Here is a 23,059-nt window from a genome sequence, read left to right as displayed (position 1 = left end):
GTGGTCGAGTGCGGTCAGCCCGCCGGCCGGCCCGCCCGCCGTGCCGTGCCGTTCCAGGCCAGGCCGTGCCGCTCCCGGCCAGGCCGTTGATCATCTGACATGCCCGGCGATGGCCCGTGCGCACTCCATCGACTCGGCCTGCGCGGTGTCCACCTCCAGGTCGTAGGCCACGCCCTGGTGGACCACGTCCGCCTGGGAGGCGGCCATCCCGATGATCCGGTCGCCCCGTGCCACCTCACGGCCCGCGGCGACCGCCCCGTCACACCTGACGCCGACCCACAGCACCCGCAGGCCGTCCAAGGCCTTCTGCCATCGTTGCTGTGAGTCCGCTCCGCCGAGGAAGACCTCGTCGAGGATGACCCGGGCGCCCGCACGGGCCATCGCGGCGACCCCCTCGATCCATGCCGCCTCCAGAGTTCGGAACTCCGGCCCGACGACCACCCCACCGTCCGGAGCGAACTCGATACCGCCGTCCGACGCCTGCATGGACGCCGGCATAGCCTCGACCAGCACGTCTGTCCCGAGGGCCAGCCACGGGTCCGGCAGGACCGCCTGCAGACACCGGACGATCCCGGACTTCCCCGAGCTGGACCCACCGTTGAGAACGATCACCTGAGTCATCACCGCGCCACAGTAGAAGCACCGGGGCAACACTCGAAACGGATTTTCGCGGACCCTGCACCCGCCTGCCCGCAACCCGGCAACAGGGTGCCGGCCGGGGCGGAGGACAGCAGAGGGCCGGGCCGGTGGGACGGGAAGGCGACTCGCCTTCCGTCGGGCACCGCGCACCAGGGCCCGGGTCGGACGGATGTCACACTCTCCCGCTGCCACCACTCTCAGGGTGTGCAACGAGAGGGGTCCCCGATGTCCGAGGCCACGCCGAACGGCAGCACGCCCCCGGGTGGACCCGGCCGACGGACCGGCTGCGCTCCGCCCCCGCCCTGGAGGGTGCGACCGCGCTCCTCCTCCACCCGCGCGCGGTCGGTGGCGGCGCGTCCGCCCTGGTGGCACTGGCCCGGGAGCGGGGCGTGCGCAAGGTGGTGGCGCTGTCCGCGCTCAATGTGGACGACCCGCTGAACGAGCAGCCGTCCCGGTACCGCGGGGACCGCAACAAGGAGGCCGGGCACGCCGCCGCCGACAGCGGCCTGGCCTGGACCAGCATCCGCCCGCCCCAACTCACCGACCGACCGCTGACCACCACCTACCGCACCGCCCTGGACGGGGCGCCGGCAAGAACGCTGCCACCAGCCGCAAACGGCGGTGATCTTGCTGGGCGTCACCCGTGTGGGTGGGTCCGGGGCCGTACGGCTGCGGTGGGTGAAGCTCTGCGGAGGACGATCGGCGATCGTGGCCCGTACTCCGTTGGACCTGGATGAACTTGTCGAGCACTGGACGCTGTTGAAGGACGAGCAGGTGCTCGTGTCCGGCAAGCGCGGTGCGACGCGACTGGGCTTCGCCGTGCTGCTGAAGTTCTATACGCGGTCCGGCCGGTTTCCCCGGAACCGGGCAGAGCTGCCCGGTGAGGCCGTGGAGTTCGTCGCCCGTCAGGTGCAGGTTCCCGCCTCGGAGCCGGAGTCCTACGACTGGGCAGGCCGCACGGTCGAGTACCACCGCGCGCAGATCCGAGAGCACCTCGGCTTCCGTGAGTGCAGCGTCGCGGACGCGGAGAAGCTGACGGCGTATCTGGCCGAGAACGTCGCGCGCAGGGAACGCAGGCCCGAGCAGGTTCGGGTGGAACTGTTGGCCCGTTGTCGCGAGGAGAGCATCGAGCCGCCTACGACCGGCCGGTGCGACCGCATCGTGGGGGCTGCCCTGCGGGCGGCCGAGGAGTCTTTGACGGCCCTGATCTCCTCCCGGCTGACCGTGGAGGGCGTGCAGCGGATCGTGGCTCTGGTGGCCGGCGCCGACCAGGACGACGCCGGACCCGCGGGCGGTGGTATGGAGGGCGAGGACGCGCCACCGGTACTGGCGAAGGTCAAGGAGGCTCCGGGCAACGTGAGCCTGGAGACGATGCTCACCGAGATCGACAAGCTGCTGACGGTGCGGGCGATCGGGCTGCCGCCGGATCTGTTCATCGACGTCGCGCCGAAGGTGGTGGCCGGCTGGCGGGCGCGGGCCGCGGTGGAGTCGCCTTCCCATCTGCGGACGCACCCGGTGCCGCTGCGGGTGACCTTGCTGGCCGCACTGCTGCACGAGCGGGAGCGGGAAATCACCGACACGCTGGTGGAGCTGCTTGTCTCCACGGTGCACCGGATCGGGGCGGCGGAGAGGAAGGTCACCGAGCAGCTCATCAACGCGTTCAAGAAGGTGTCGGGCAAGGAGAACATCCTCTTCAAGCTCGCCGAGGCGTCGCTTGGCACCCCGGAGGGGACGGTCCGCCAGGTCGTGTTCCCGGCGGTGTCCGGGGGCGAGGCGACGCTGCGGGAGCTGGTGCACGAGTTCAAGACCCGCGGCCCGGTCTACCGGCGGACCGTGCAGACGACGTTGAAGGCGTCGTACACCAACCACTACCGGCGCGGGCTGATCAAGCTGCTGGACGTGCTGGAGTTCCGCTCCTCCAACCACGCCCACCAGCCCGTGATCGAGGCCCTGACGCTGGTGGCCAGGTACGCGAGCGCCGGGAACACGACGTACTACCCGCTGGGCGAGACGGTGCCGGTCCACAAGGCGATGGGCGGGGACTGGGCGGAGGTCGTGCACCGCACCGACAAGCGGGGCCGGCGCCGGGTGGTGCGCATGGTCTACGAGGTCGTCGCCTTCCAGGCCCTACGCGATCAGCTTAAGTGCAAGGAGATCTGGGTGGTCGGCGCCGACAAGTGGCGCAACCCGGATGAGGACCTGCCGCAGGACTTCGAGGCCCGGCGGGTGGCGAACTACCGGGAGCTGCGCAAGCCGCTGGATCCGGCGGTGTTCGTCAACGAACTGCGCGAGCAGATGACCACCGAGCTGACCCTGCTCAACGACGGGATGCCGAAGCTGTCCTGGCTGGACATCGCTGAGCGGAAGTCCGGGGCGATCCGGCTGACGGCGGCCGAGGCCCAGCCCGAGCCGCGCAACCTGCGCAGGATCAAGGGCGAGGTACAGCGCCGGTGGGGCGTCGTGCCGCTCGTCGACATGTTGAAGGAAGCGGTGCTGCGGACCGGCTGCCTGGACGCGGTCACCTCCGTGTCCGGAGGTGGCAGCCTCTCTCCGGCGGTGCCGGCGGAGCGCCTGCTGCTGGTCATCTACGCGTACGGCACGAACACCGGGATCAAGGCCGTGGCGTCCGGCGGCCACGGGCACACCGAGGACGAGCTGCGGTACGTGCGGCGCCGGTATCTGTCCGCTGAGGGCGCCCGCGCCATCGCCATCCAGATCGCGAACGCCACCTTCACCGCCCGCAGCACCGAGTTGTGGGGACAGGGCTCGACCGCGGTCGCCTCCGACTCCACGCACGTGCGCGCGTACGACCAGAACCTGTTCACCGAGTGGCACTCGCGCTACGGCGGCCGCGGGGTGCTCATCTACTGGCGTGGAGAAGAAGTCCCTGGCCATCCACTCCCAGCTGATCAACTGCACCGCCTCCGAGGTCGCCGCGATGATCGAGGGCGCCATGCGGCACGCCACCACCATGGACGTGGAAGCGAACTACACGGACTCGCACGGCCAGTCGGAAATCGGGTTCGGCATCACGAGGCTGCTGAACTTCGACCTGCTGCCGCGTATCAAGCGGATCAACAAGGTCAAGCTGTACCGGCCGGCGGCCGGTGAACCGGACACCTACCCGCAGCTGACCCCGGCACCGACCCGCCCGATCCGCTGGGAACTCATCACCCAGCAGTACGACCAGATGATCAAGTACGCGACCGCGATCCGTACCCGTACCGCGTCCACCGAGGCGATCTTGCGCCGCTTCACCCGCAACGCCTCCCACCCCACGTACGCGGCGATGCTGGAGGTCGGCCGTGCGCAGAAGACCATCTTCGCGGCCCGCTACCTCAGGTTGCGAGACCTCCAGCGGGAGATCGAGGAAGGTCTGAACGTCATGGAGTCCTCCAACGGCGCCAACTCCGTGATCGCCTACGGCAAGGGCGGAGAGATCGCCTCGAACCGGCGCGACGAGCAGGAAATGTTCGTCCTCTGCCTGCGGATTCTCCAGTCCGCGCTGGTCTACGTGAACACCCTCATGCTCCAGGACATCCTCGACGAACCGGAGTGGGCCGCACTTCTCACACCCGCCGACCGGCGCGGCCTGACCCCGCTGTTCTGGTCCCACATCCGCCCGTACGGGGAGGTAGACCTCGACATGGACACCCGCCTGAACCTCACTGCGGGCTCGACGGTTCCCCGCCCTCGCACCGCTGCGGCCGTCGAACAGCCGGTGCTGAGCCGCACGGCTCCGTGAGTGCCCGATTCCTGAACCTGGAGGGTTGTCGGGGTTCAGACCTCGGTGTGGTGGGCGAGCACTACGTCTGGTTTGCCGTGGCCCTCGGTCTAAGCGGTGTGGCCGGTGGCGGCAGTCAGCCGGGGGACGGCGTGGATGAGGCATGTTCGGCGGCGACCGCGAGTTCGTAGGCCTGGACCACGGTGCGCTGCGGGCAACAACGATGTCGGCTTCGGCGCGCAGTGTGTGGCCGATCCATGCGCATGCGGACCTGTCCGACGTCTCGGGCGCCGTCGACATCGCGCGGGGCGTGGTCGGCCGTGATGACCTGATCGGGGTCGACGGAGCCCATCAGGCGCCGGTACACCTCATGGGCTCCTCGAACGGCGCGGGAGCCTCGTGCGTTGCAGCCAGCTTCCCCCCAAACGCCTCGGCCGACCAAACGCTCGACCGATACTCCGTCCGCCGCCTGATGCGGAGAGCCTTCTCGTGTATTGGTGCGGCCTGCCCGCAACCGCCCGCCAGACGCTTAGCGAAGCCGCGAGAGGCGGCACTGACCGTGCCGGCCTGCTCAGCCGTGGAATAGTTATGCGTTTCCCCGTAGTGTCCCACCGTCACGACGCTCGCGTGCTCGCATAGTTGGCGACACAAGAGTCATACTGGAACACGCTCCGCCTTCGAAGTGCCACCGGCCCGCTGCGCCGTCAACGTTAACCACACTCAGCTCACTCAATGGCGGAGTCGATGAGATTCGGCATCCCCGGTAGCAGTCCCGTCCGCCTCCGCTTACTCTCCCAACAGGTGCGCCGCTCTCAGCTTGTCAAGAAGTGCGTTGAAATCATTCCTCAGCTGGCCAATGTCCGTCGCGGTCGATTTCTTCTGACCTGCCACGCCCTGTGGAATAGGTTCAATGCACCATTTGTTTTCGGGAACATCCAAGTCATAGAGCGTCTCCCACTCTAGGCAATTGTCCTCAGTCGTATCACCAACAGTTTGGCTCCAGTGAGGCGGATCTTGACCGGAGATATTGTCGTGCGGGTTCAACGGGCCTTGGGTCTTGTACGCCTTCAGTCGATACACGAAGCGATTGGCGGGCGGCAGGGGCGTCGGCTTGACGGTTTGCCCTATGCTGTAGTGCTTCCCGGGAGCCCAGGGATCACAATGGGGCGCTGACCCCCACCCACACGCAGCCGCCACCGCCCACCCGATCGGGCCATCGCGCGTTGCATCCCTGAGGGCATTGAGGATCAGATCACCCGGGCTGTAGAAGTCGCAGCTACCCACAGTAGTAGTGTACGGATTTCCGCCATAAACAACACCGATTCGGCGCTCACCGTGATCAGGTTGTCCAATCCACGCTTCCGGAAGCATCAGAGCGCCGGGGCGCGGACCGTTTCCGTACGCGGTTTGATAGTACGTATGGAAAGGCTGCCCATCACTCAGAAGGGACGTTTCAATCCTGCCGATACGAGGGTCATCAGAATCCGGAGATACCTGGACTTGGGTACGGAAGAGAGAATCCCCCGCGACGGGATGCAACTTGCCGTCCACCATCATGGACTGAATATCCTGAATGATCGTGGAATCCACATTACTTCCGAGGGTGTTGGACGTTACGACCCCAGGCGGGCATGGACCCAAGCACTCCCATCTCACCTCGCCATCTTCTGTCACGCTCCCTTTCGTTGGGACATCTGTGGACCACTTAGGAGGCATGCCGGTCGGGTTTGCCGCACTAGCTCCGAGAGTATGCCCGCCGACTTTTGCTTCAAATAGGTACCCTTGTGCGGGGTAGGGTGGGAGGGGTGGGTTCCTTGGTGGGGGGTCGGGCGGTGTCGTCCGCTCGCCCACATCTATATCGATCCCACCGGAGACGATCCGATACAATTTCACCGGGGAGAAGTTATTTGTCACTTTCAGGGCAGAGGGTCCTTGTCCTCCACGGACGGGGCCGTAGCCCCAGTACGTTGAGTCCGGGGTGATGTCCATGTCCCCTCCGACTACAGCGATATGCCCTCCCTTGAATACCGCTGGTGCATTCCCCTCGGCGTAGCAACCGACATACACGGAGAACGCCGGAGAACTACCGCGCTCGCAGCTGATGTTGCGATGCTTGTTTGCGTCCGTGTGGCACGAAACGAAGGTGCAGCCCAAAAACGAATTGTCATGAATTCCATCACGCCCATTATCTGTGGCAGAAACATTCACGACCAGCATGGTATTGGTATTTTCGTTACCCTTGCTGCCGATGTCGAGCCCATGCTGGCCATTGCCATAGATAAGGCAATCGCGTATCTGTGTGAGGTTGGCATTAACTTCCGGCGTGAAGCCAGCTCTCGGGTAGCTTGCGTATATCGTTATTCCGTTACGCCTGAAGCCAGCGATCCGCACCTTCTCGATCCACGTGCCGCCCGCCAGAACTCGTACGCCGTCCATCTGCGGGGTCTGATGGGGATCGGGGGCACCCCTCCCTTGTAGGGGTTTCGACTCGAGGGTGAACTGGCGAAGCACAGCATAGTCAGCACGACCGCGATCGGGCGATCCGGTCGAATAGCCGTTCAGGGCAATTGCGCAATAAACGGTCTCCCCGGCGCCTGTTGCTCCGACTTGACCGATACTACCTCCGATACCCGGAGGGTCATGTTGGGGTGGATTAGTCCTGGTGGAAAGGTTGAAATCGCCGCTTTTAACATTCGCGATTATTCGGGAAGTTCCTCTGAAGCCGAAGCCGGCTCCCTCTAGAATGCAACCGTTCGAGACGACAAGAGGCTTCTTAATCACGTAGTCGCCCGGAGGAAGGTAGACGACTTTGCCGTCGGACAACGGGTTATCCGTCATCTTTCCGAGTCGCATTGCGCAGTCCAGGGCATCTTGGAGCGCGTCCGTGTCATCGGGGTCATCGGCCGTTCCGTCCCCTGCCGCTCCGAAATCGAGCACGTTCAGCCGCGTGTCGCGGCGGGGCCGGATTGTCACCATGCCCGAAGCGTCACAATCACCGATCCAATTCGGAGCGCTGATGCAGACTTTTTTCGGATCGTCATCGCGCACGGCATTAGCGCGCACGAGTTTTCCCGAACTGTTGACGCCAACCGCGCCAGGCTTTCCGGGGCCCAGGCCGCCGAAAGCAACGCCATCTATTTGGAAAACAGCACCGCCTATTTGAACATCGACCTTCGCCTTGGCGGACGCCGTCTGCAGAGCAATCCCAAAGAACGGAAGGGTGTGTAACGCCTGCAACGTCTCGTCGCTGGGGTTGGGGTTGGGGTTGGGGTTGTCGCTCTGCGGGACAGCAGGGACGACGGCAGGGCTGACGGCCGGTGATCCGGGGGTGGCCGGTGATTTGCTGATGCGGACCGCCTGGCCGGCTGTGACCTTCTGTGCGGCTTTCATGGTGACAATGACGACGTCCATCGGAGCTTCTCTTCCGTGGAGACTTCGTTGGCAAACACAGGTCCAGGGAACATGTCAGTTCGGGGAGCGGCCTCGGCAGGCCAGGCGATGGTCCGCGCTAATCGGCGCCAGAGGCATCACTGAATCCTCTATGGACACCTCCTCTAAGGATAGGCGCGCCAAGCCGTCTTGGCGATTTGAGATCGCGCACCACTGCCCTGGTCTGGCACCGCAAAGGGCGACGTCAACGCGCCCGTACGCAACGCCCTCGTTTCCATGAACTCAGGCCCCCTCTTACACGTCCCGGCTTGGCGCGTCCGGCCAGTTCGACTCGAAGACGGTACAGGCTCTCGCCGCAGGGCTTCGACAGAGGTGCTCGATGTTCGGTTCGTAATCACATGAGTCCGAGCACGGGTGAGCGGCCGGCGGGCATCGCGGGCATTGTGCTGAGGGGCGGAAGCCGTGGCGGTCTTGCGGGCAGACGGCGGGCACCGATGGCCAGGTTGCGCCAGGTCGCCATCCCGGCGTGGGAGTTGAGATCCGGGCCGCCTGCTTCGAGAGGCGATCTTCAAAGCCATGTGCGAGAGGGCCGACTGCGGGTGGGGCCGCTGGCCAGCCGTAGCCGCCCGATGTCCCGCCGAACGGCGTACCACGCTGAGACGCATACATGTGCGCGCTGCCGCCCGGCAGTTCAGGCGGCCCACGGCATGAGGCGGCCGTGGGTAATGCCACGGCGTTCGGCGGGCTGGACTTGCGGCGTGAGGCAAAGACCTCGCGGAGGCGTACTACGGATTGGATGCAACCCCCGCCCCGCCCACTGGACCCAGCCGCTCCATGTCCCCTCCCAGGATTCGACGGGCCGGTGCCGTACCTGGCAGATCTGCTCCACCTTGCACACTGCCTCGAAGACTGAACCGAGTCTTGCTCACCAATCGACCGATTGATGAGCAAGATCGATAAGTGGTCGGCGCGTGACCGGATCGACGCCGGATCATGCTCATAGAACGGTGTCAGAAAGTTGATGTGCTCAAGAACTTGAGGGGCACCCTTTTCTGTACGATCTGGCAGGTGCAGCCACCCCAGGATGACGACGCCGCCGATCTCCTCGCTCCCGTTCCGGCCGTACGGACCGGCAGCCTCGTGGGATACGCACGCGTGTCCACCAAGGGACAGTTGCTCGACCGGCAGATCCACGCACTCACCGAAGCAAGGTGCATCCGGATCTTCTCCGACAAAAAGTCCGGCAAGAACGCCGAACGCGAGGAACTGTGGAAGGCCCTCGACTACCTGCGCGAGGGTGACACCCTCGTCGTCCCGTCGCTGGACCGGCTCGGCCGTTCTATCCAGGACCTCATCGCGATCGTGTCCGGCCTGCGCAAGCGCGGCGTCGGCTTCACCTCGCTGCACGAGGCGCTCGACACGACCACGCCCGGCGGGCGCCTGGTCTTCCACGTGTTCGCGGCCCTGGCGGAGTTCATCCGCGAACTCATCGTGCAAGGCACCAATGAGGGCTTGGACGCCGCCCGCGCCCGCGGCGCCCGACTCGGCCGCCCGCCGGCGATGACCGAGGAGCAGGTACGTCACGCCCGCGACCTACTCGCCCGCCCGGAGAACACCGTCACCTCGATCGCCAAGCTCCTCGGCGTCTCCCGCAACACCATCTACAACTACGTGCCCGAACTCAAGGGTGGTCGCCTCGCACTCGCTGAGGCGACGAGCACGCCGGAACTGCCCCAACCCACCAGGTCAGAGGACTGATCACCGCCGTTTGCGGCTGGTGACAGCGTTCTTACCGGCACCCCTGGACCGCAACCTGCGCGGCGGCGGCAAGATCCCCCGCGCCTCCGTCGCGCCCTTCATGCTCCGCACCCTCGCCGACCCCACGACGATCGGCCACGCGGTCGGCATCGCCGACTGACACCGCACCGACCGCGGGCTGTCGGCGGCCGACGCGGCCCACCCTGCGCGGCACGGTCGCGCAGCGTGGCGATCCCCGGCCGACGGACCTTGCCGCCGGGCGCAACCAGGCGGTTGAGGCCGAGCGGCAGCCGGGGGTGGTGGTGTCCAGGCGCTCTGCCCCGAAGGAGTGCAGTGGGACGATCTTGGAAGCGTGAGGCTGCAGCACTACCGGGCAGCCGACCGGGCCTCTGCTTCTGCCGCTGCCACGACCTCGCGAACGAAGCCCGTCACGTCTTCCACCGAGCCGTAGCCGTGGATCTTGCGGATGTCGATGGTGAGGTTGCTGATCCGGACGCGGGCTTCCACGATGCTGCTGGTCGACGTGACGTCCGCTTGGTCCCCGAGCGCGACAGGCTTCGGGGTCGTCCTGCCGCCCCATCCTTCAGCGGCTTCGGGTTCTTCCTGGAGGAGGTCTGCGGCGGACTTGACGTTGCCGTGCACCATGATGTTCACGCGCAGACTGGAGCCGTCGGCGCCGTTGAACTCGCATTGGTTCACCGCCACGGTGTCGACCGAGTCGCTGCTCGCCTGCACCCGCGCCATGAACTTGCCGATGTGACCCGTGCTCAACAGGCCTGATTGGCAGATCTTGGGCGCCGCGACGAACTTGTTGGTCTCAGGGGCCGAGGCCGAGGGCGTTCCGTGCGAGGCGGCCTGGCCGTGTCCGCTGTTCAGCCGCATGCCGACTGCCACCCCTCCGGCAGCAAGCACCGCAGCTGCCACGGAGGTCGCCAGCCATCTCAGTCCGCGTCGACGGAGCGGGCGCCTGGGGCCGGCGGCATCCCCGGGCGCGGACGGCGGGAGGTCCTCGCCGCGCGGTGCACGAGGGGCCGGCTTGGTCGGCGCCTCCGAACCCGGTGGAAGAAGCGCCATCGTGGCGAGGTCCGGGCTGCCGGCGACGACCGCTTGCAGGTACGCCTTGGCCGCCGCCGTGTCCCAGCGAGTGCCGACATCGCGAATCAGCAACCCCGTGATGGCGGGCGCGAGCGCACCGGCCCTGTGCATCGGCTCAGGGTCACGGGACACGACCGCGGCGATCATGGCAACGGCATCATCGGCGTTGTAGGCCGGTCGCCCCTCGACAACGAAGTACAGCGTTGCGCCGAGTGACCACAAATCCGCCTTGGGTCCCACCCCGGATCCTGACAGCCGTTCCGGGGCCATGTAGCCCACCGTGCCCACCACCGCTCCCGTCGCGGTCAGGGGCTGAGTGGTATCCATGACGGAGGCGATTCCGAAGTCCGTCAGCAGTGCCTTGCCGTCGGAGTCCAGGAGCACGTTCTGCGGCTTCACATCCCGGTGCAGGATGCCTTCGGTGTGGGCGGCCTCCAGCGCCGCGAGGATCTCCAGCCCGATCTCGGCCGTTCGCTGCGGACTCAGCGCCCCCGACGCCTCCACCTCCTGCGCCAGAGAGCGCCCGGGCACCAGGCGCATGACGATCCACGGACGACCGTCATCCTCGATCACGTCGTAAACCGGCACGATCCCCGGGTGATCCAGACGAGCAGCAGCCTGTGCCTCGACCATCACCCGCGCCCGCTGCCGGGCACGCTCGTGCCCACTCAGCCCCTCGGCGAACCGAAGCTCCTTCACGGCGACGGCCCGCTTCAGCTTCCGGTCATAGCCACGCCACACGGTCCCCATTCCGCCCGACGCGATCGGCTCACGGTCGAGGACGTAACGACCGTGGTCTAACTCCCCCTGCATAGACATGGTCATGCACGATATCCGACCAGGAACCTCCCTGACAGCGCCTCTGCGCCCCACCCGGTGCCCTGTTGCCGGTCCACGTACCAACAGGCCGGCAGACCGGCAAGCGCCTGCAGTACCGCGCCGAAACCTCAGACGGCGTCCTCGGGCCGTGCGGCGAGGACGCGGGTCAGCAGGTCGGTGAGGGTGGCCCGCTCCTCGGCGTCGAGCGGGGCGAACCACTGCTGCTCGCGGCGGGTCTGCTCGGCGAACGCCTCCCGGACGGCGGCCTCGCCGGCGGCGGTGAGGGCGACGACGACAGCACGCCGGTCGTCCGGGAGTGGCCTGCGCTCGACCAGGGCGTCCCGTTCGAGGGTGTTGACGGCGTTGGTGACCGCCGAGCGGGACATCGCCGAGATCTCGGCAAGCCTGGCGGGCTGCGTGGGGCCGAGCAGCCAGAGTTTGAACATCAGCCTGAACCCGGGGAGCGTCCAGCCGCGTGGGCGGTGGATGCGGCCCTCCAGGTCGGCGACGACCAGGTAGGACAGGTGCAGCAGGTGGTAGCCGAGCGCGAAGGCCTCCGGGTCGGCCGGCGGCGGCATGCCCGCCAGCCGGTCGCGAGCGTAGGCGGCGTAGCTGAGATCTGGTCGGTTCACGGACAGAGTCTTGCGCATGGCGGCCCGGCAGGAGATTGTTACGGCCATAACAATCACGGCCATAACAATCAACCTGGAGAGCACTGTGCGGATCACCATCGCCGGAGGCGGTATCGGCGGGCTCGCCACCGCGCTCAGCCTGCATGCGGCCGGATTCGACGACGTCGTCATTCACGAGGCGACCCAGGCGATCCGTCCGCTCGGCGTCGGGATCAACCTCCTTCCGCACGCGGTAAGGGAGTTGACCGAGCTCGGCCTGGCCGACCGGCTGGCCGCGATCGGCGTCCCCACCGCCGAGCTGGCCTACTACAACCGGCACGGCCAGGCGATCTGGTCCGAACCGCGCGGGCTCGGCGCCGGCTACCGGTGGCCGCAGTACTCGGTGCACCGGGGCAGGCTGCAGATGCTGCTTCTGGACGCCGTCCGCGAGCGCCTGGGCGCGCAAGCGGTCCGGACCGGGAGCCGGATCCCCGGTCTGCGCCACGACTCCGACCTGCTCGTCGGCGCCGACGGGATCCACTCGGCCGTCCGGGCCGCGCTCTTCCCCGGCGAGGGGGCACCGCCGTGGAACGGCCTGGTGCTGTGGCGGGGCACGACGTACGGCGCACCGTTCCTGACCGGCCGGTCCATGATCATGGCTGGGGACGGCTCACAGAAGTTCGTCGCCTACCCGATCGGGGACGGACGGCTGATCAACTGGATCGCCGAGCGGCCGCTGGACGGCGAACCGCCCGAGCGCGGGACCTGGAACCGCCCCGCCGACCTGGCCACGGTCGTGGCGCACTTCGCGGACTGGCGGTTCGACTGGCTGGACGTGCCGGGGATCATCACGGGAGCCGAGGCGGCCTTCGAGTACCCGATGGTGGACCGCGATCCCCTCCCGTCCTGGACCAGGGACGACGTCGTCCTACTGGGAGACGCCGCACACGCCATGTACCCGATCGGGTCCAACGGGGCGTCCCAGGCGATCATCGACGCGCGGGTGCTCGCCCACTCGCTCGCCACGACCGGGTCCGCCGCCGCGTACGAGGAGATCCGCAGACCCGCCACCACGGCCCTCCAACTCGCCAACCGACGCCAGGGCCCCGAGGTCGTCATGCGGCTCGCCCACGAGCGGGCGCCCGGCGGCTTCGACGACATCGAACAGGTCGTCCCGCTCGCGGAGCGGGCGGAGATCGCCGCTGCGTACAAGCGCACCGCAGGCTTCGATCCGGCCCTGCTCAACGAGCGCGCGTCCTGGAGCGTGCGGTGAAGCTGGAGCGCCTGGCCGCCTTCGAGGTCGAACTGGACCCGGTCCTCGACCTCGGCGACTCGCACTGGGGCAGGCGCCGGGTGATCAACATCGTCGGCGGAACCTTCGAGGGACCGCGGTTGTCCGGGGTGATCCTGCCGGGCGGCGCGGACTGGCAGGTGCTGCATCCCGACGGCATGGCCAGCATCGACACCCGCTACACCCTGCGCACGCACGACGGCGCGCACCTCTACCTCTCCACCAGCGGCGTACGCCACGGCCCGCCCGATGTCCTGCGGAGGTTGGCCGAAGGAGAGGCGGTGGACCCCGCCGAGTACTACTTCCGGCTCTTCTGCCGCTTCGAGACCGGGGACGAGGGCTACCGGTGGCTCAACCGCACCCTGGCCGTGGCATCGGGTGCCCGTACCCCCGAGGCCGTCCGCTACGAGGCCTACACCCTGGCATAGCGCCGCCGCCCGTCCTTCTGCGGGTGGCCCCCGTCTGGAGGCGGGGGCCACCCGAGGCGACGTGCGGGAACGGCGACGTGCGGGGACATCGGCACCCGCGCGGGCGCACCCGAGGGCGGACGTGGCCGGCCGGCCCAGCGCCGGCGCTCACCGACCGGGGCGGTTCGGTCCGGACCGACGACGGTCAGCACGGCCGGGAGGCGGGGCCTTCCCGCTCACTGCGACCTGCTGCGCGACCGGTGTCCGAGCCAGGACTCCGGGCCGAGCCGGAGACCGGCGCTCCTGGCCGCCCCCGGTACCCCGGATCCCGAGCAGCCCGGGAGACGGACCACCCCCGGGCACTCGTTCACGGTGAATCCCCTGCCAGGAGTGACACCCGTGGAGCCCGCGGCGCTGAAACAACCGAGACGAGCACCGTGCGGCCGGCCGACCGGCCCGGACCCCCGCCGGGCAGTCCGTCCGACGGCCGCACAGCCCTCCCGCCGCCCACCGGGCGGCACCCGTGCGGCCGCCCGGCTCCGGACGGCCAGGGCGCGGCCGACCCGGTCCGTTCGGCTCGTCGGTACCGGTCCAAGCCCGTCCCCACCCACAGAGGCCATCCAGCGATGCAACGACTCCCCCATCCGGCGGCCGAGGACACGGTGCTGATCCCGCACCCGTACGAGGACGCGCCGCCGTACGAGAGCACCCCGCCGTACGAGGACGCGCCGGCCTACGAGAGCACCCCGCCGTACGAGGACGCGCCACCGTGCGAGAGCACCCTGCCGGGGGCGGGAGCAGGCCCGGCGGACGTCTCCGAGCCCCGCCCCGTCTTCGTCGACTCCTCCGGCCGGCGCCAGCGGCGCGTCCGCCGCGTGGGCCGCGTGCTCGTCGTTCCCGCCGCCGCCTACTTCGTCCTGCTGATCAGCTCACTGCTCGGCGGCCCCACCATCCAGTCGCCTTTCCTGCCCTCGGCGCAGGCGCCCCAGCCCGCCCCGAGCACCCCGCCGGCCCCCGAGCCCGCCCCTCCGGCCCCCGTGCCCACCCCGCCGTCCCCGCGCGCGAGCCAGACCAAGGCCGGCGCGACGAAGCCGCCGGCCGCCCCACCGCAAACCACGCCCGCGGTACCGGGAACCGGCTCCCGCAGCCCCGGCGCTGCGGAGGCGACGCCGACACCGGTACCGGGCGCCGGCCAGGCCGCCCCCACCTCCGGCGCCGCCGGCCCGCCGACGGACACCGCCACCAAACACGGCCGCTCCTCCGCCGCACCCGGCCAGAGCGGCAAGCCGACCACCCACCCGTGACCCGCCCCTTCCGAACCAGGCAGGTAGCACCTCCCTTGTCGAACAACCGCCGCCGACGCCGGGGCAGGCGCGGCACCGTCCGCAACGTCCCGCTGCGCACCCACTGGCTGCTGCTGACCGCCCTCGTCGCCACCCTCGCCGCCGCCCTGCTGATCCAGGGCTACACCCAGCACATGTTCGACGGCAGGGCCGACGGCGCACCCCGGGCACACGGTCCGGCCGACGGCGTCCCCCGGCAGATCACCACCGGCGGCCCGGTCATCGGGAGCGACGCCACCCGCACCGTGGCACCCGCCGCCCACACCGTCGCCCTGACCTTCGACGATGGCCCGGACCCCGTGTGGACCCCGAAGATCCTCGACGTCCTGCAGCGCCACCACGTCCACGCCACCTTCTTCACCGTCGGCACCCAGGTCGCCGCCCACCCCGACCTGGCCCGGCGGATCGTCGCCGAAGGCCACCAGATCGGCCTGCACACCTTCACCCACACCGACCTGGGCACCGCACCCGCGTGGCGGCAGTCCCTGGAGCTGCGCGAGAGCCAGCTCGCCATCGCCGGGGCCACCGGCGTCACCACACCGCTGCTGCGCCCGCCGTACTCCTCCACCGGCGACGCACTGGACGACGCCGGCTGGAGCAGCATCGTCCGGGCCGGCCGGGAGGGCTACCTCACCGTCCTGACGACCCGGGACAGCGAGGACTGGCGCCGGCCCGGCGTCGACCGCATCGTCGCCAACGCCACCCCCGAGGGCACCGACGGCCAGATCCTGCTCATGCACGACGCGGGCGGCGACCGCGGTCAGACCGTCGCCGCCCTGGACCAGCTCATCCCGAAGCTCACCACCGCCGGGTTCCGCTTCGCCACGGTCGCCGACGCGGTCGGCCTCACCACCGCCGAGCGACCGGCCACCGGCACCGACCACTGGCAGGGACTCGCCCTCATCACCGCGCTACGCACCAGCGACCTGCTGCTGCAGGGACTCTCCTGGCTGCTCTGGGCGGCCGGCGCGATCAGCGTTCTGCGCGCCGTCGCCGTTCTCGTGGCGGCCAGACGCCACGTGCGCACCCGCCGCAAGGCCTGGGGCAGGCCGATCACCGAGGAGGTGAGCGTGATCGTGCCGGCGTACAACGAGAGCGCGGGCATCGAGGCCGCCGTCCGCTCCCTGCTGGCGTCCGACCACCCGGTGGAGATCATCGTCGTCGACGACGGCTCCACCGACGGCACCGCCGACCTCGTCGAGGCCCTGAACCTGCCCGGGGTCCGGGTCATCCGCCAGCAGAACGCCGGCAAGCCGGCCGCGCTCAACACCGGGATCGCCGCCGCCTCGAACAACCTGCTGGTGATGGTCGACGGCGACACCGTCTTCGAACCGGACGCCGTCCGCATGATCGTCCAGCCCTTCGCCCACCGCCGGGTCGGCGCCGTCTCGGGCAATGCCAAGGTCGTCAATCGCGGCGGCCTGCTCGGCCGCTGGCAGCACATCGAGTACGTCGTCGGTTTCAACCTCGACCGCAGGCTCTTCGACCTCGCCGAGTGCATGCCCACCGTCCCCGGCGCCGTCGGCGCGTTCCGCCGCGAGGCCCTGCTGCGGGTCGGCGGCGTCAGCGACATCACCCTCGCCGAGGACACCGATCTCACCATGGCCCTGTGCCGGGACGGCTGGCGCGTCGTCTACGAGGAGCGGGCGAAAGCCTGGACGGAGGCACCGGCCTCGCTCGGCGCCCTGTGGAAGCAGCGCTACCGCTGGTGCTACGGCACCCTGCAGGCGATGTGGAAGCACCGCGGGGCGCTCGTGCAGCGGGGGCAGGCCGGCAAGCTCGGCCGGCGGGGCCTCCTCTACCTGCTGATGTTCCAGGTCCTGCTGCCGCTGCTCGCCCCCGCCGTGGACGTCTTCGCCGTGTACGGCCTGATCTTCCTCGACCCGGTGCGGATCATCGGCCTGTGGGGCGCTTTCCTGCTGCTCCAGGTACTGATGGGCCTCTATGCCTTCCGGCTGGACAAGGAGCGGGCCGGACCGCTCTGGAGCCTGCCGCTCCAGCAGTTCGTCTACCGCCAGTTGATGTACCTGGTCGTCATCCAGTCGGTCTTCACCGCCGTCGCCGGGTCCCGGCTGCGCTGGCAGCGGATGGAGCGGTACGGCAGCCTGCGGGTGCCGGGCGGCGCGCGCCCGGCACCCGCGGGCCCGTCGGTACCGGCCGGCCTCGAACTCGCCGACGCGTGGACCCGCGAGGCCCACGCCGCGGCGCCCGCCGGCACCGGGCCGGGGCTGCACACCGGCCTGCCCGGCATGCCCTGGCCCGCCCCGGATCCGGGCGCGTACCCGCCCCGCGACCCGGCCCGCGGGGGCTCCGGCTGAGGCCTCGACGCGCCGCGGCCACCCGGGACGCGGGAGCCGGACGGGTACCCCGGGTCGGGGCGGCCGGGGAGTCGTCCACCGGCGGCGCGGATATCGATCCGGAAAGTTTGGCTCCGGGGTGTGACACCCGGACCCGCGGCGGCGCTGAGGGGCATGAGAGACGTCCGACGCCGGCCCCGCCGGCCAGGCCCGCTCTCACCCTCCATCACTGACAGCGAACGGTCACCATGCGCGCTTCTCTCACCACCCGCGCCGTGTTCACGGCAGCGGCCGCCAGTCTCATGATCCTTCCCGCGGCGCCCTCGGCCTTCGCCACCGCCGGCACCTACACCGTCCCGGTCCACCAGGACCTTCCCCTCACCGCTGCCGGTTTCGGCGAGCACGAGGCGAAGTGCGGGAGCATCGGCACCAATCAGGACGGCTGGCACTTCGTCCTCCCGGGCAACTCGACGGACTTCGTCAAGCTCACGGTCGCCTTCGACAACGGCACCCCGCAGGTGATCACCGCCTTCGGGCCGCCCACCACCAAGCACGCCTATGTCGGGTCGGCTCCGGGTGCCAAGCTGACGTCGGCCAGCGCCGAGGTCCAGGGCGGCGAGGTGAAGTGGTTCAACCTCTCGCACACCTGCCCGGCCGTCAGCACCTCCCCGAGCCCCACGCCGTCCACGCGGGCGACCTCGACGCCCACCACGCCGGGGATATCCACGTCGCCGAGCGCCACCACCAGCCCGTCGCCGTCCGGGTCCAAGTCGCCCTCCGCCTCCGCCTCTCCGTCGGCGTCGGCGTCGGCGTCGGCGTCGGCGTCGGCGTCCCTGTCGGCGTCGGCTGCGGCCACCACCGGGGCGTCCTCCAGCCCCACCGTGGCGCCCGCCTCCTCGACCGGCTCCACGGCCGGTGCGGCCGCCGACCACTCGGCCTCGCCCTCCGCCTCCACGGCGGTGAGCGGTACGGGCAGCCTCGCCTCGACCGGGGCGAACATCGGCCTGACCCTGACCGCAGCCCTCGCGCTGCTCGGGGTGGGCGCCGTCCTGGTCATGCGTCGCCGCCGGGCCGGTCAGCACTGACCTGACCGCCCCCGGGCGCGGTGACCACAGGACGGGCCACCCGGCCTGTGGTCACCGGCGGGTCCAGCGGACCGCCGCACATCCGCCTCGGACACCGCCTTCCGAGGTGTCGTATCCCTCGGCCACCCGTTCAGCCACCGCAGGCACAGCCGGCGGCGGTCTTCGCCGCGGCCGGGGTCCGGGCCGGGTCCAGGGCCCGCTCATCGGAGGTACCGCAGGCGGTGGTGCCGCAGCAGGACTCCGGCGCGCCGACCGCCTTGTCGAGCGTGTCGGCGTCGGCCTTGACGACATAGACCTCCCAGGGCTCCCGGCCGGGGCCGTGGAGCCAGACCTTGTCCTGAAGGGCGTAGCAGCAGGAGGTGTCGTTCTCCTCGACGGTGGCGAGGCCGGCGCCCTTGAACCGGGCGGTGGCCGCCGTGACTTCCCCGGTCGTGGAGACCTCGACGCCGAGGTGGTCGAGTCGGGTGTCCTGCCCGGCCTCACCCTCGATGAGGACGAGCTTGAGCGGGGGCTCGGCGATGGCGAAGTTCGCGTAGCCGGGTCGGCGCTTCGCGGGCTCGGTACCGAAGAGCCTGGAGTAGAAGGCGATGGACCCCTCGAGGTCGGCGACGCGAAGGGCGAGCTGAACGCGGGACATGGCGGTCTCCCCGATCCGAGAACCTTGATTCGACGGTTGTCGATACAGCGACCTTGCCTCTCGGAATAGATGGCTGTCAACATAGACGCATGTCGAATCTGGAACTCGAGGTGCTCAGGCAGGACGACGCGAGCGCGTGCTGCTCGCCGATGGTCCGCGAACCGCTCGGCGAGGCGGCCGCCGTGGACCTGGCGAGGATGTTCAAGGCCCTGTCCGACCCGGTGCGGCTGCGGCTGCTGTCGCTGATCGCCTCGTACGAGGGCGGCGAGGCCTGCGTCTGCGACCTGACCGGGCCGTTCGCCGTGTCCCAGCCGACGATCTCCCACCACCTCAGGATCCTGCGCGAAGCCGGCCTGGTCGGCTCCGAGCGCCGGGGGACCTGGGTCTACTACTGGGTGCTGCCCGCCGCCCTGGCCAGGCTGTCCGCCCTGCTCGACGCCCCGGCCACCGCCGGAGACCCGAGATGACGGACACTGCTGCGCTGGGCCGCCGGGCGGCCGCCGAGCTGGTCGGGACCGCCGCGCTGGTCGCGGTCGTGGTCGGCTCCGGCATCCAGGCCGCCGGGCTGTCCCAGGACGTCGGCCTGCAGTTGCTGGCCAACTCGCTGGCGACCGTCTTCGGTCTGGGCGTGCTGATCCTGCTGCTCGGCCCGCTCTCCGGCGCCCACTTCAACCCGGTCGTCACCCTGGCCGCCTGGTGGACCGGCCGCCGGACCGGGAGCGGGCCCGGCCCGGGGGAGGTCGCGGTCTACGCCCTCGCCCAGACCGCGGGGGCGATCGCCGGTGCGGTGCTCGCCGACGCGATGTTCGACCGGCCGCTCGTCGCCTGGTCCACCCACGACCGCTTCGCCGGACATCTGTGGCTGGGCGAGGTCGTCGCGACCACCGGCCTGGTCCTGCTGGTCCTCGGGCTCGCCCGGACCGGCCGCGAGCGCTTCGCCCCGGCGGCGGTCGCCTCCTACATCGGCGCCGCCTACTGGTTCACCTCCTCCACCTCCTTCGCCAACCCGGCCGTGACGATCGGACGGGCGTTCACCGACACCTTCGCCGGCATCGCCCCCGCCTCCGTCGCGCCGTTCGTCGCCGCCCAGCTCGTCGGCCTGGCCGTGGGCCTCGGCCTGGTCGCGGTGCTGTTCGGCCGCCCGGCCCCGGTGGCGGCCGCCGTCCCGCAGCCGGCCCCGCCCGCCCCCGCCACCCCGGCCGCCTCGGCCACCCCGGCCGCCTCGGCCACCCGCTGAACCCGCCCTTCCCCTGTCTGCCCCTGAGCCCCGAAGGACCGTGCCGTGCGTGCTCCCGCTGTTCCGTCCGTGCTGTTCGTCTGCGTCCACAACGCGGGGCGCTCCCAGATGGCCGCCGCGTTCCTCACCCGCATCGGCGGCGACCGGGTACAGGTCCGCTCCGCCGGGTCCGCTCCCGCGGACACCGTGAACCCGGCCGTGGTCGAGGCCCTCGCCGAGGTGGGCATCGACATCTCCGCCGAGACCCCGAAGGTCCTGACCGTCGAGGCGGTGCAGTCCTCCGACGTGGTGATCACCATGGGCTGCGGCGACGCCTGCCCGTACTTCCCCGGCAAGCGGTACCTGGACTGGAAGCTGGACGACCCGGCCGGCCAGGGCGTCGCGGCCGTCCGCCCGATCCGCGACGAGATCGAGCGGCGCGTCCGCGGCCTGCTCGCCGACCTCGGCGTCCAGCTCACGGCATGAGCGCCGTGACCGGCACGACGGTGCTCCCCCGGCACGCCGAGCAGGTGTCGGCGGTCCACCAGGCCGGGATCGGCGGCGACGACGCTGCCGGGACCGTGTAGCGCGGCATCAGCCCGGAGACCACCGCAGCCCGGCACGGGGCCGGGGGACGAGCGCCCCCGTCGTCGCGGCGTCACGTCGTCGCGGCGTCACGTCGTCGCGGCGTCACGACGACGCGGCGGGAGCGGTCAGTGGCTGGTCAGTGGCTGGTGAGCTGACCGCTGAGGCTCTGGTGGATGCGCGCGCTGTGCTGGTTGAGGCCGATGATCTCGACGGTCTTGCCGCGCTGCTCGTACTTGGCGGTGACGGCGTCCAGGGCGGCGACCGAGGAGGCGTCCCAGACGTGGGCGCCGGTGAGGTCGATGACGACCCTGGCGGGGTCGCCGCCGAAGTCGAACCGGGTGAGGAGGTCGTTGCTGGAGACGAAGAAGAGCGCACCGGTGACCGTGTAGACCACGCCGGCGCCGTCGGGGTCGGTGACGGCGGAGACGTCGACCAGATGGGCGACGCGCTTGGCGAAGATCGCCATGGCGGTGATCGAGCCGACCACGACACCGACGGCGAGGTTGCCGGTGGCGACGACACCGACAACCGTGATCACCATGACGGCGATCTCGCCGACCGGCATCCGCCGCAGCGTCGCGGGGGCGATGGAGTGCCAGTCGAAGGTCGCGAAGGTGACCATCACCATGACGGCGACCAGGGCGGCCATCGGGATGTCGGAGACGACCGGGCCGAAGACGACGCACAGCACCATCAGGAACGCGCCCGCCAGGAAGGTGGACAGACGGGTCCGCGCGCCGGACACCTTCACGTTGATCATCGTCTGCCCGATCATCGCGCAGCCGCCCATACCGCCGAGGAGGCCGGTGACGATGTTCGCGATGCCCTGGCCGATCGACTCGCGGGTCTTGTTGGAGCGGGTGTCGGTGATCTCGTCGACGAGCTTGGCGGTCATCAGCGACTCCATCAGACCGACCAGGGCCATGGCGAGCGCGTACGGGGCGACGGTGGTGAGGGTGTCCACGGTGAACGGCACATCGGGCAGACCCGGCAGCGGCAGCGCGGACGGCAGCTCGCCCTTGTCGCCGACGGTCGGCACCGCGATGCCGGCGGCCACGGTGACGACGGTGAGGATGACGATGGAGACCAGCGGCGCCGGGATCGCCCTGGTGACCTTCGGGAAGAACACCATCAGCGCCAGGCCGGCGGCGAGCAGCGGGTAGACGGCCCAGGGCACGTCGTGCATCTCGGGGATCTGGGCCATGAAGATCAGGATGGCGAGCGCGTTGACGAAGCCGACCATCACCGAGCGCGGTACGAACCGCATGAGCTTCGCGACGCCGAGCGCGCCGAGCGCGATCTGGACCGCTCCGGCCAGGATGACGGCCGCGACCAGGTAGCCGAAGCCGTGCTCCCGGTTGAGCGGGCCGATGACCAGGGCGACCGCGCCGGTCGCGGCGGAGATCATCGCCCGCCGGCCGCCGACGATCGAGATGGTCACGGCCATGGTGAACGAGGCGAACAGGCCCACCGCCGGGTCGACCCCGGCGATGACCGAGAACGAGATCGCCTCGGGGATCAGCGCCAGTGCGACGACCAGGCCGGCCAGGACCTCGGTTCGCCAGACCCTGGGGTCGTCCAGCCAGTCGGGACGCAGGGCGCGCAGGCGCGCGGAGGCGGTGGGCGGGGCGGTGTGCAAGGCGGTGGTCACCTGTCGTGCTCGGGCGGCGCGACCCGGCAGGGGCGCGCGGCTGGGACGGGGCGCGGAAGGCCAGAGCGGAATCCCGCGGATCGCCCGACGGCGCGGGCGGAAGTCGAGAGGGCCGTCCGGACGGCCGGAGGGCTCAGGGCGCGGGGCAGGTCACGGCGGGCAGGCTGCGTCGCCGGGCGCCTGGGGCGTGCGCACGCTTCTTCTCCTACCGACGGATCTTCGCGAAGGGCGCCATCGCCCGGACGGGGCACCGGGCCCGCGCGACTCGCACGGCCGTGGGCTCGGGCGCGGCGGGCAGCCCGCCTGGCCCCGCAACTCTATCCCGTGCGTCCCGTCCGGCACGACGAGGAGGCCGGAGCGAGCAGGCGGCCCGGGACCTCCCGGACGTAGGAGCGTCCGGGAGGGTGTCGAGCCGGGCGCTCACCGACCGGTAGCCCGGTGAGGCGGTCGCCTGCGGTGGCACCTGCCCCGATGGCAGCTGGTCCGGTGCCATCGGGGCAGGTGCCAC

General features: G+C 70.0%; 17 protein-coding genes and 1 pseudogene. 12 read left to right on the top strand and 6 right to left on the bottom strand.

The features are described from left to right. Positions 1–90: 90 nt before the first annotated feature. Positions 91–621, bottom strand: a complete 531-nt coding sequence (gene cpt, locus ACGFZP_RS15375; RefSeq protein ID WP_392933460.1) for a chloramphenicol phosphotransferase CPT — start codon at positions 619–621, stop codon at positions 91–93. A gap of 125 nt (positions 622–746) precedes the next feature. Here cpt and ACGFZP_RS15370 point away from each other — a divergent pair, with 125 nt between their 5' ends. After that, positions 747–1,376 (top strand): NAD(P)H-binding protein, encoded by a 630-nt coding sequence (locus ACGFZP_RS15370; protein ID WP_392932474.1) that lies wholly within the window; start codon positions 747–749, stop codon positions 1,374–1,376. After that, positions 1,261–4,384, top strand: a pseudogene (locus tag ACGFZP_RS15365) (Tn3 family transposase). Before ACGFZP_RS15370 ends, ACGFZP_RS15365 begins: the two are co-directional and overlap by 116 nt. A 765-nt stretch (positions 4,385–5,149) precedes the next feature. Here the strand turns inward: ACGFZP_RS15365 and ACGFZP_RS15360 are convergent. After that, positions 5,150–7,774 (bottom strand): right-handed parallel beta-helix repeat-containing protein, encoded by a 2,625-nt coding sequence (locus ACGFZP_RS15360; RefSeq protein ID WP_392932472.1) that lies wholly within the window; start codon positions 7,772–7,774, stop codon positions 5,150–5,152. Positions 7,775–8,893: 1,119 nt separating this feature from the next. On the opposite strand from ACGFZP_RS15360, the gene ACGFZP_RS15355 reads away from it, so the two are divergent. Continuing rightward, the gene (locus ACGFZP_RS15355) at positions 8,894–9,511 is read left to right on the top strand and encodes a recombinase family protein (RefSeq protein ID WP_352378985.1); all 618 of its coding nucleotides are present in this window, start codon (positions 8,894–8,896) and stop codon (positions 9,509–9,511) included. Between the two features lie 19 nt (positions 9,512–9,530). Next, positions 9,531–9,671, top strand: a complete 141-nt coding sequence (locus tag ACGFZP_RS15350; RefSeq protein WP_392932470.1) for a hypothetical protein — start codon at positions 9,531–9,533, stop codon at positions 9,669–9,671. Between the two features lie 206 nt (positions 9,672–9,877). Here the strand turns inward: ACGFZP_RS15350 and ACGFZP_RS15345 are convergent, their stop codons facing one another. Both ACGFZP_RS15345 and ACGFZP_RS15340 read right to left on the bottom strand, forming a co-directional pair. Further along, positions 9,878–11,431: a serine/threonine-protein kinase gene (locus tag ACGFZP_RS15345; protein WP_392932468.1), complete on the bottom strand. Its 1,554-nt coding sequence runs from the start codon at positions 11,429–11,431 to the stop codon at positions 9,878–9,880. Between the two features lie 122 nt (positions 11,432–11,553). After that, on the bottom strand, positions 11,554–12,057 hold the full coding sequence (locus tag ACGFZP_RS15340) for a MarR family winged helix-turn-helix transcriptional regulator (RefSeq protein WP_392932466.1): 504 nt from the start codon (positions 12,055–12,057) through the stop codon (positions 11,554–11,556). A gap of 85 nt (positions 12,058–12,142) precedes the next feature. Between ACGFZP_RS15340 and ACGFZP_RS15335 the strand changes: the two genes are divergently transcribed. From ACGFZP_RS15335 to ACGFZP_RS15315, 5 genes are all read left to right on the top strand, one after another. Further along, entirely contained in the window at positions 12,143–13,309 is a 1,167-nt protein-coding gene (locus ACGFZP_RS15335) for a flavin-dependent oxidoreductase (protein WP_392932464.1), read from the top strand. After that, entirely contained in the window at positions 13,306–13,755 is a 450-nt protein-coding gene (locus ACGFZP_RS15330) for a DUF3237 domain-containing protein (RefSeq protein ID WP_392932463.1), read from the top strand. Before ACGFZP_RS15335 ends, ACGFZP_RS15330 begins: the two co-directional genes overlap by 4 nt. Positions 13,756–14,360: 605 nt before the next feature. After that, positions 14,361–15,038, top strand: a complete 678-nt coding sequence (locus tag ACGFZP_RS15325; RefSeq protein WP_392932461.1) for a hypothetical protein — start codon at positions 14,361–14,363, stop codon at positions 15,036–15,038. Positions 15,039–15,073: 35 nt separating this feature from the next. Then, entirely contained in the window at positions 15,074–17,395 is a 2,322-nt protein-coding gene (locus ACGFZP_RS15320; RefSeq protein ID WP_392932459.1) for a bifunctional polysaccharide deacetylase/glycosyltransferase family 2 protein, read from the top strand. A 227-nt stretch (positions 17,396–17,622) separates the two neighbouring features. Then, positions 17,623–18,459, top strand: coding sequence for a hypothetical protein (locus ACGFZP_RS15315; protein ID WP_392932457.1), 837 nt, complete (start codon positions 17,623–17,625; stop codon positions 18,457–18,459). Positions 18,460–18,589: 130 nt separating this feature from the next. Here ACGFZP_RS15315 and ACGFZP_RS15310 read toward each other — a convergent pair whose 3' ends face one another. Then, positions 18,590–19,096, bottom strand: coding sequence for an ArsI/CadI family heavy metal resistance metalloenzyme (locus tag ACGFZP_RS15310; protein WP_392932455.1), 507 nt, complete (start codon positions 19,094–19,096; stop codon positions 18,590–18,592). 89 nt (positions 19,097–19,185) lie between these two features. Between ACGFZP_RS15310 and ACGFZP_RS15305 the strand changes: the two genes are divergently transcribed. From ACGFZP_RS15305 to ACGFZP_RS15295, 3 genes are read left to right on the top strand one after another with little or no spacing between them, the layout of a single operon-like run. Continuing rightward, the gene (locus tag ACGFZP_RS15305; protein WP_392932453.1) at positions 19,186–19,563 is read left to right on the top strand and encodes an ArsR/SmtB family transcription factor; all 378 of its coding nucleotides are present in this window, start codon (positions 19,186–19,188) and stop codon (positions 19,561–19,563) included. Then, positions 19,560–20,333: an aquaporin gene (locus ACGFZP_RS15300; protein WP_392932451.1), complete on the top strand. Its 774-nt coding sequence runs from the start codon at positions 19,560–19,562 to the stop codon at positions 20,331–20,333. Before ACGFZP_RS15305 ends, ACGFZP_RS15300 begins: the two co-directional genes overlap by 4 nt. Positions 20,334–20,378: 45 nt before the next feature. After that, a complete protein-coding gene (locus ACGFZP_RS15295) occupies positions 20,379–20,798 on the top strand; it encodes an arsenate reductase ArsC (RefSeq protein ID WP_392932449.1) in 420 nt (139 codons plus the stop codon). 238 nt (positions 20,799–21,036) lie between these two features. Here ACGFZP_RS15295 and ACGFZP_RS15290 read toward each other — a convergent pair whose 3' ends face one another. Then, positions 21,037–22,551 carry a SulP family inorganic anion transporter gene (locus ACGFZP_RS15290; protein WP_392932448.1) on the bottom strand — a complete coding sequence of 505 codons (1,515 nt, stop codon included), beginning with the start codon at positions 22,549–22,551 and terminating at the stop codon, positions 21,037–21,039. Positions 22,552–23,059: the final 508 nt, after the last annotated feature.

It is taken from the genome of Kitasatospora sp. NPDC048239, from assembly GCF_043202015.1.
In the GTDB taxonomy this organism is placed as follows: domain Bacteria; phylum Actinomycetota; class Actinomycetes; order Streptomycetales; family Streptomycetaceae; genus Kitasatospora.
This window is presented reverse-complemented; position numbering and strand designations above follow the sequence as displayed.

Bases quoted from the DNA above. Each gene is read 5' to 3' on its own strand.
- cpt (WP_392933460.1), bottom strand. From the start codon at position 621: ATGACTCAGGTGATCGTTCTCAACGGTGGGTCCAGCTCGGGGAAGTCC.
- ACGFZP_RS15360 (WP_392932472.1), bottom strand. From the start codon at position 7,774: ATGGACGTCGTCATTGTCACCATGAAAGCCGCACAGAAGGTCACAGCC.
- ACGFZP_RS15345 (WP_392932468.1), bottom strand. From the start codon at position 11,431: ATGACCATGTCTATGCAGGGGGAGTTAGACCACGGTCGTTACGTCCTC.
- ACGFZP_RS15325 (WP_392932461.1), top strand. From the start codon at position 14,361: ATGCAACGACTCCCCCATCCGGCGGCCGAGGACACGGTGCTGATCCCG.
- ACGFZP_RS15315 (WP_392932457.1), top strand. From the start codon at position 17,623: ATGCGCGCTTCTCTCACCACCCGCGCCGTGTTCACGGCAGCGGCCGCC.
- ACGFZP_RS15310 (WP_392932455.1), bottom strand. From the start codon at position 19,096: ATGTCCCGCGTTCAGCTCGCCCTTCGCGTCGCCGACCTCGAGGGGTCC.
- ACGFZP_RS15305 (WP_392932453.1), top strand. From the start codon at position 19,186: ATGTCGAATCTGGAACTCGAGGTGCTCAGGCAGGACGACGCGAGCGCG.
- ACGFZP_RS15300 (WP_392932451.1), top strand. From the start codon at position 19,560: ATGACGGACACTGCTGCGCTGGGCCGCCGGGCGGCCGCCGAGCTGGTC.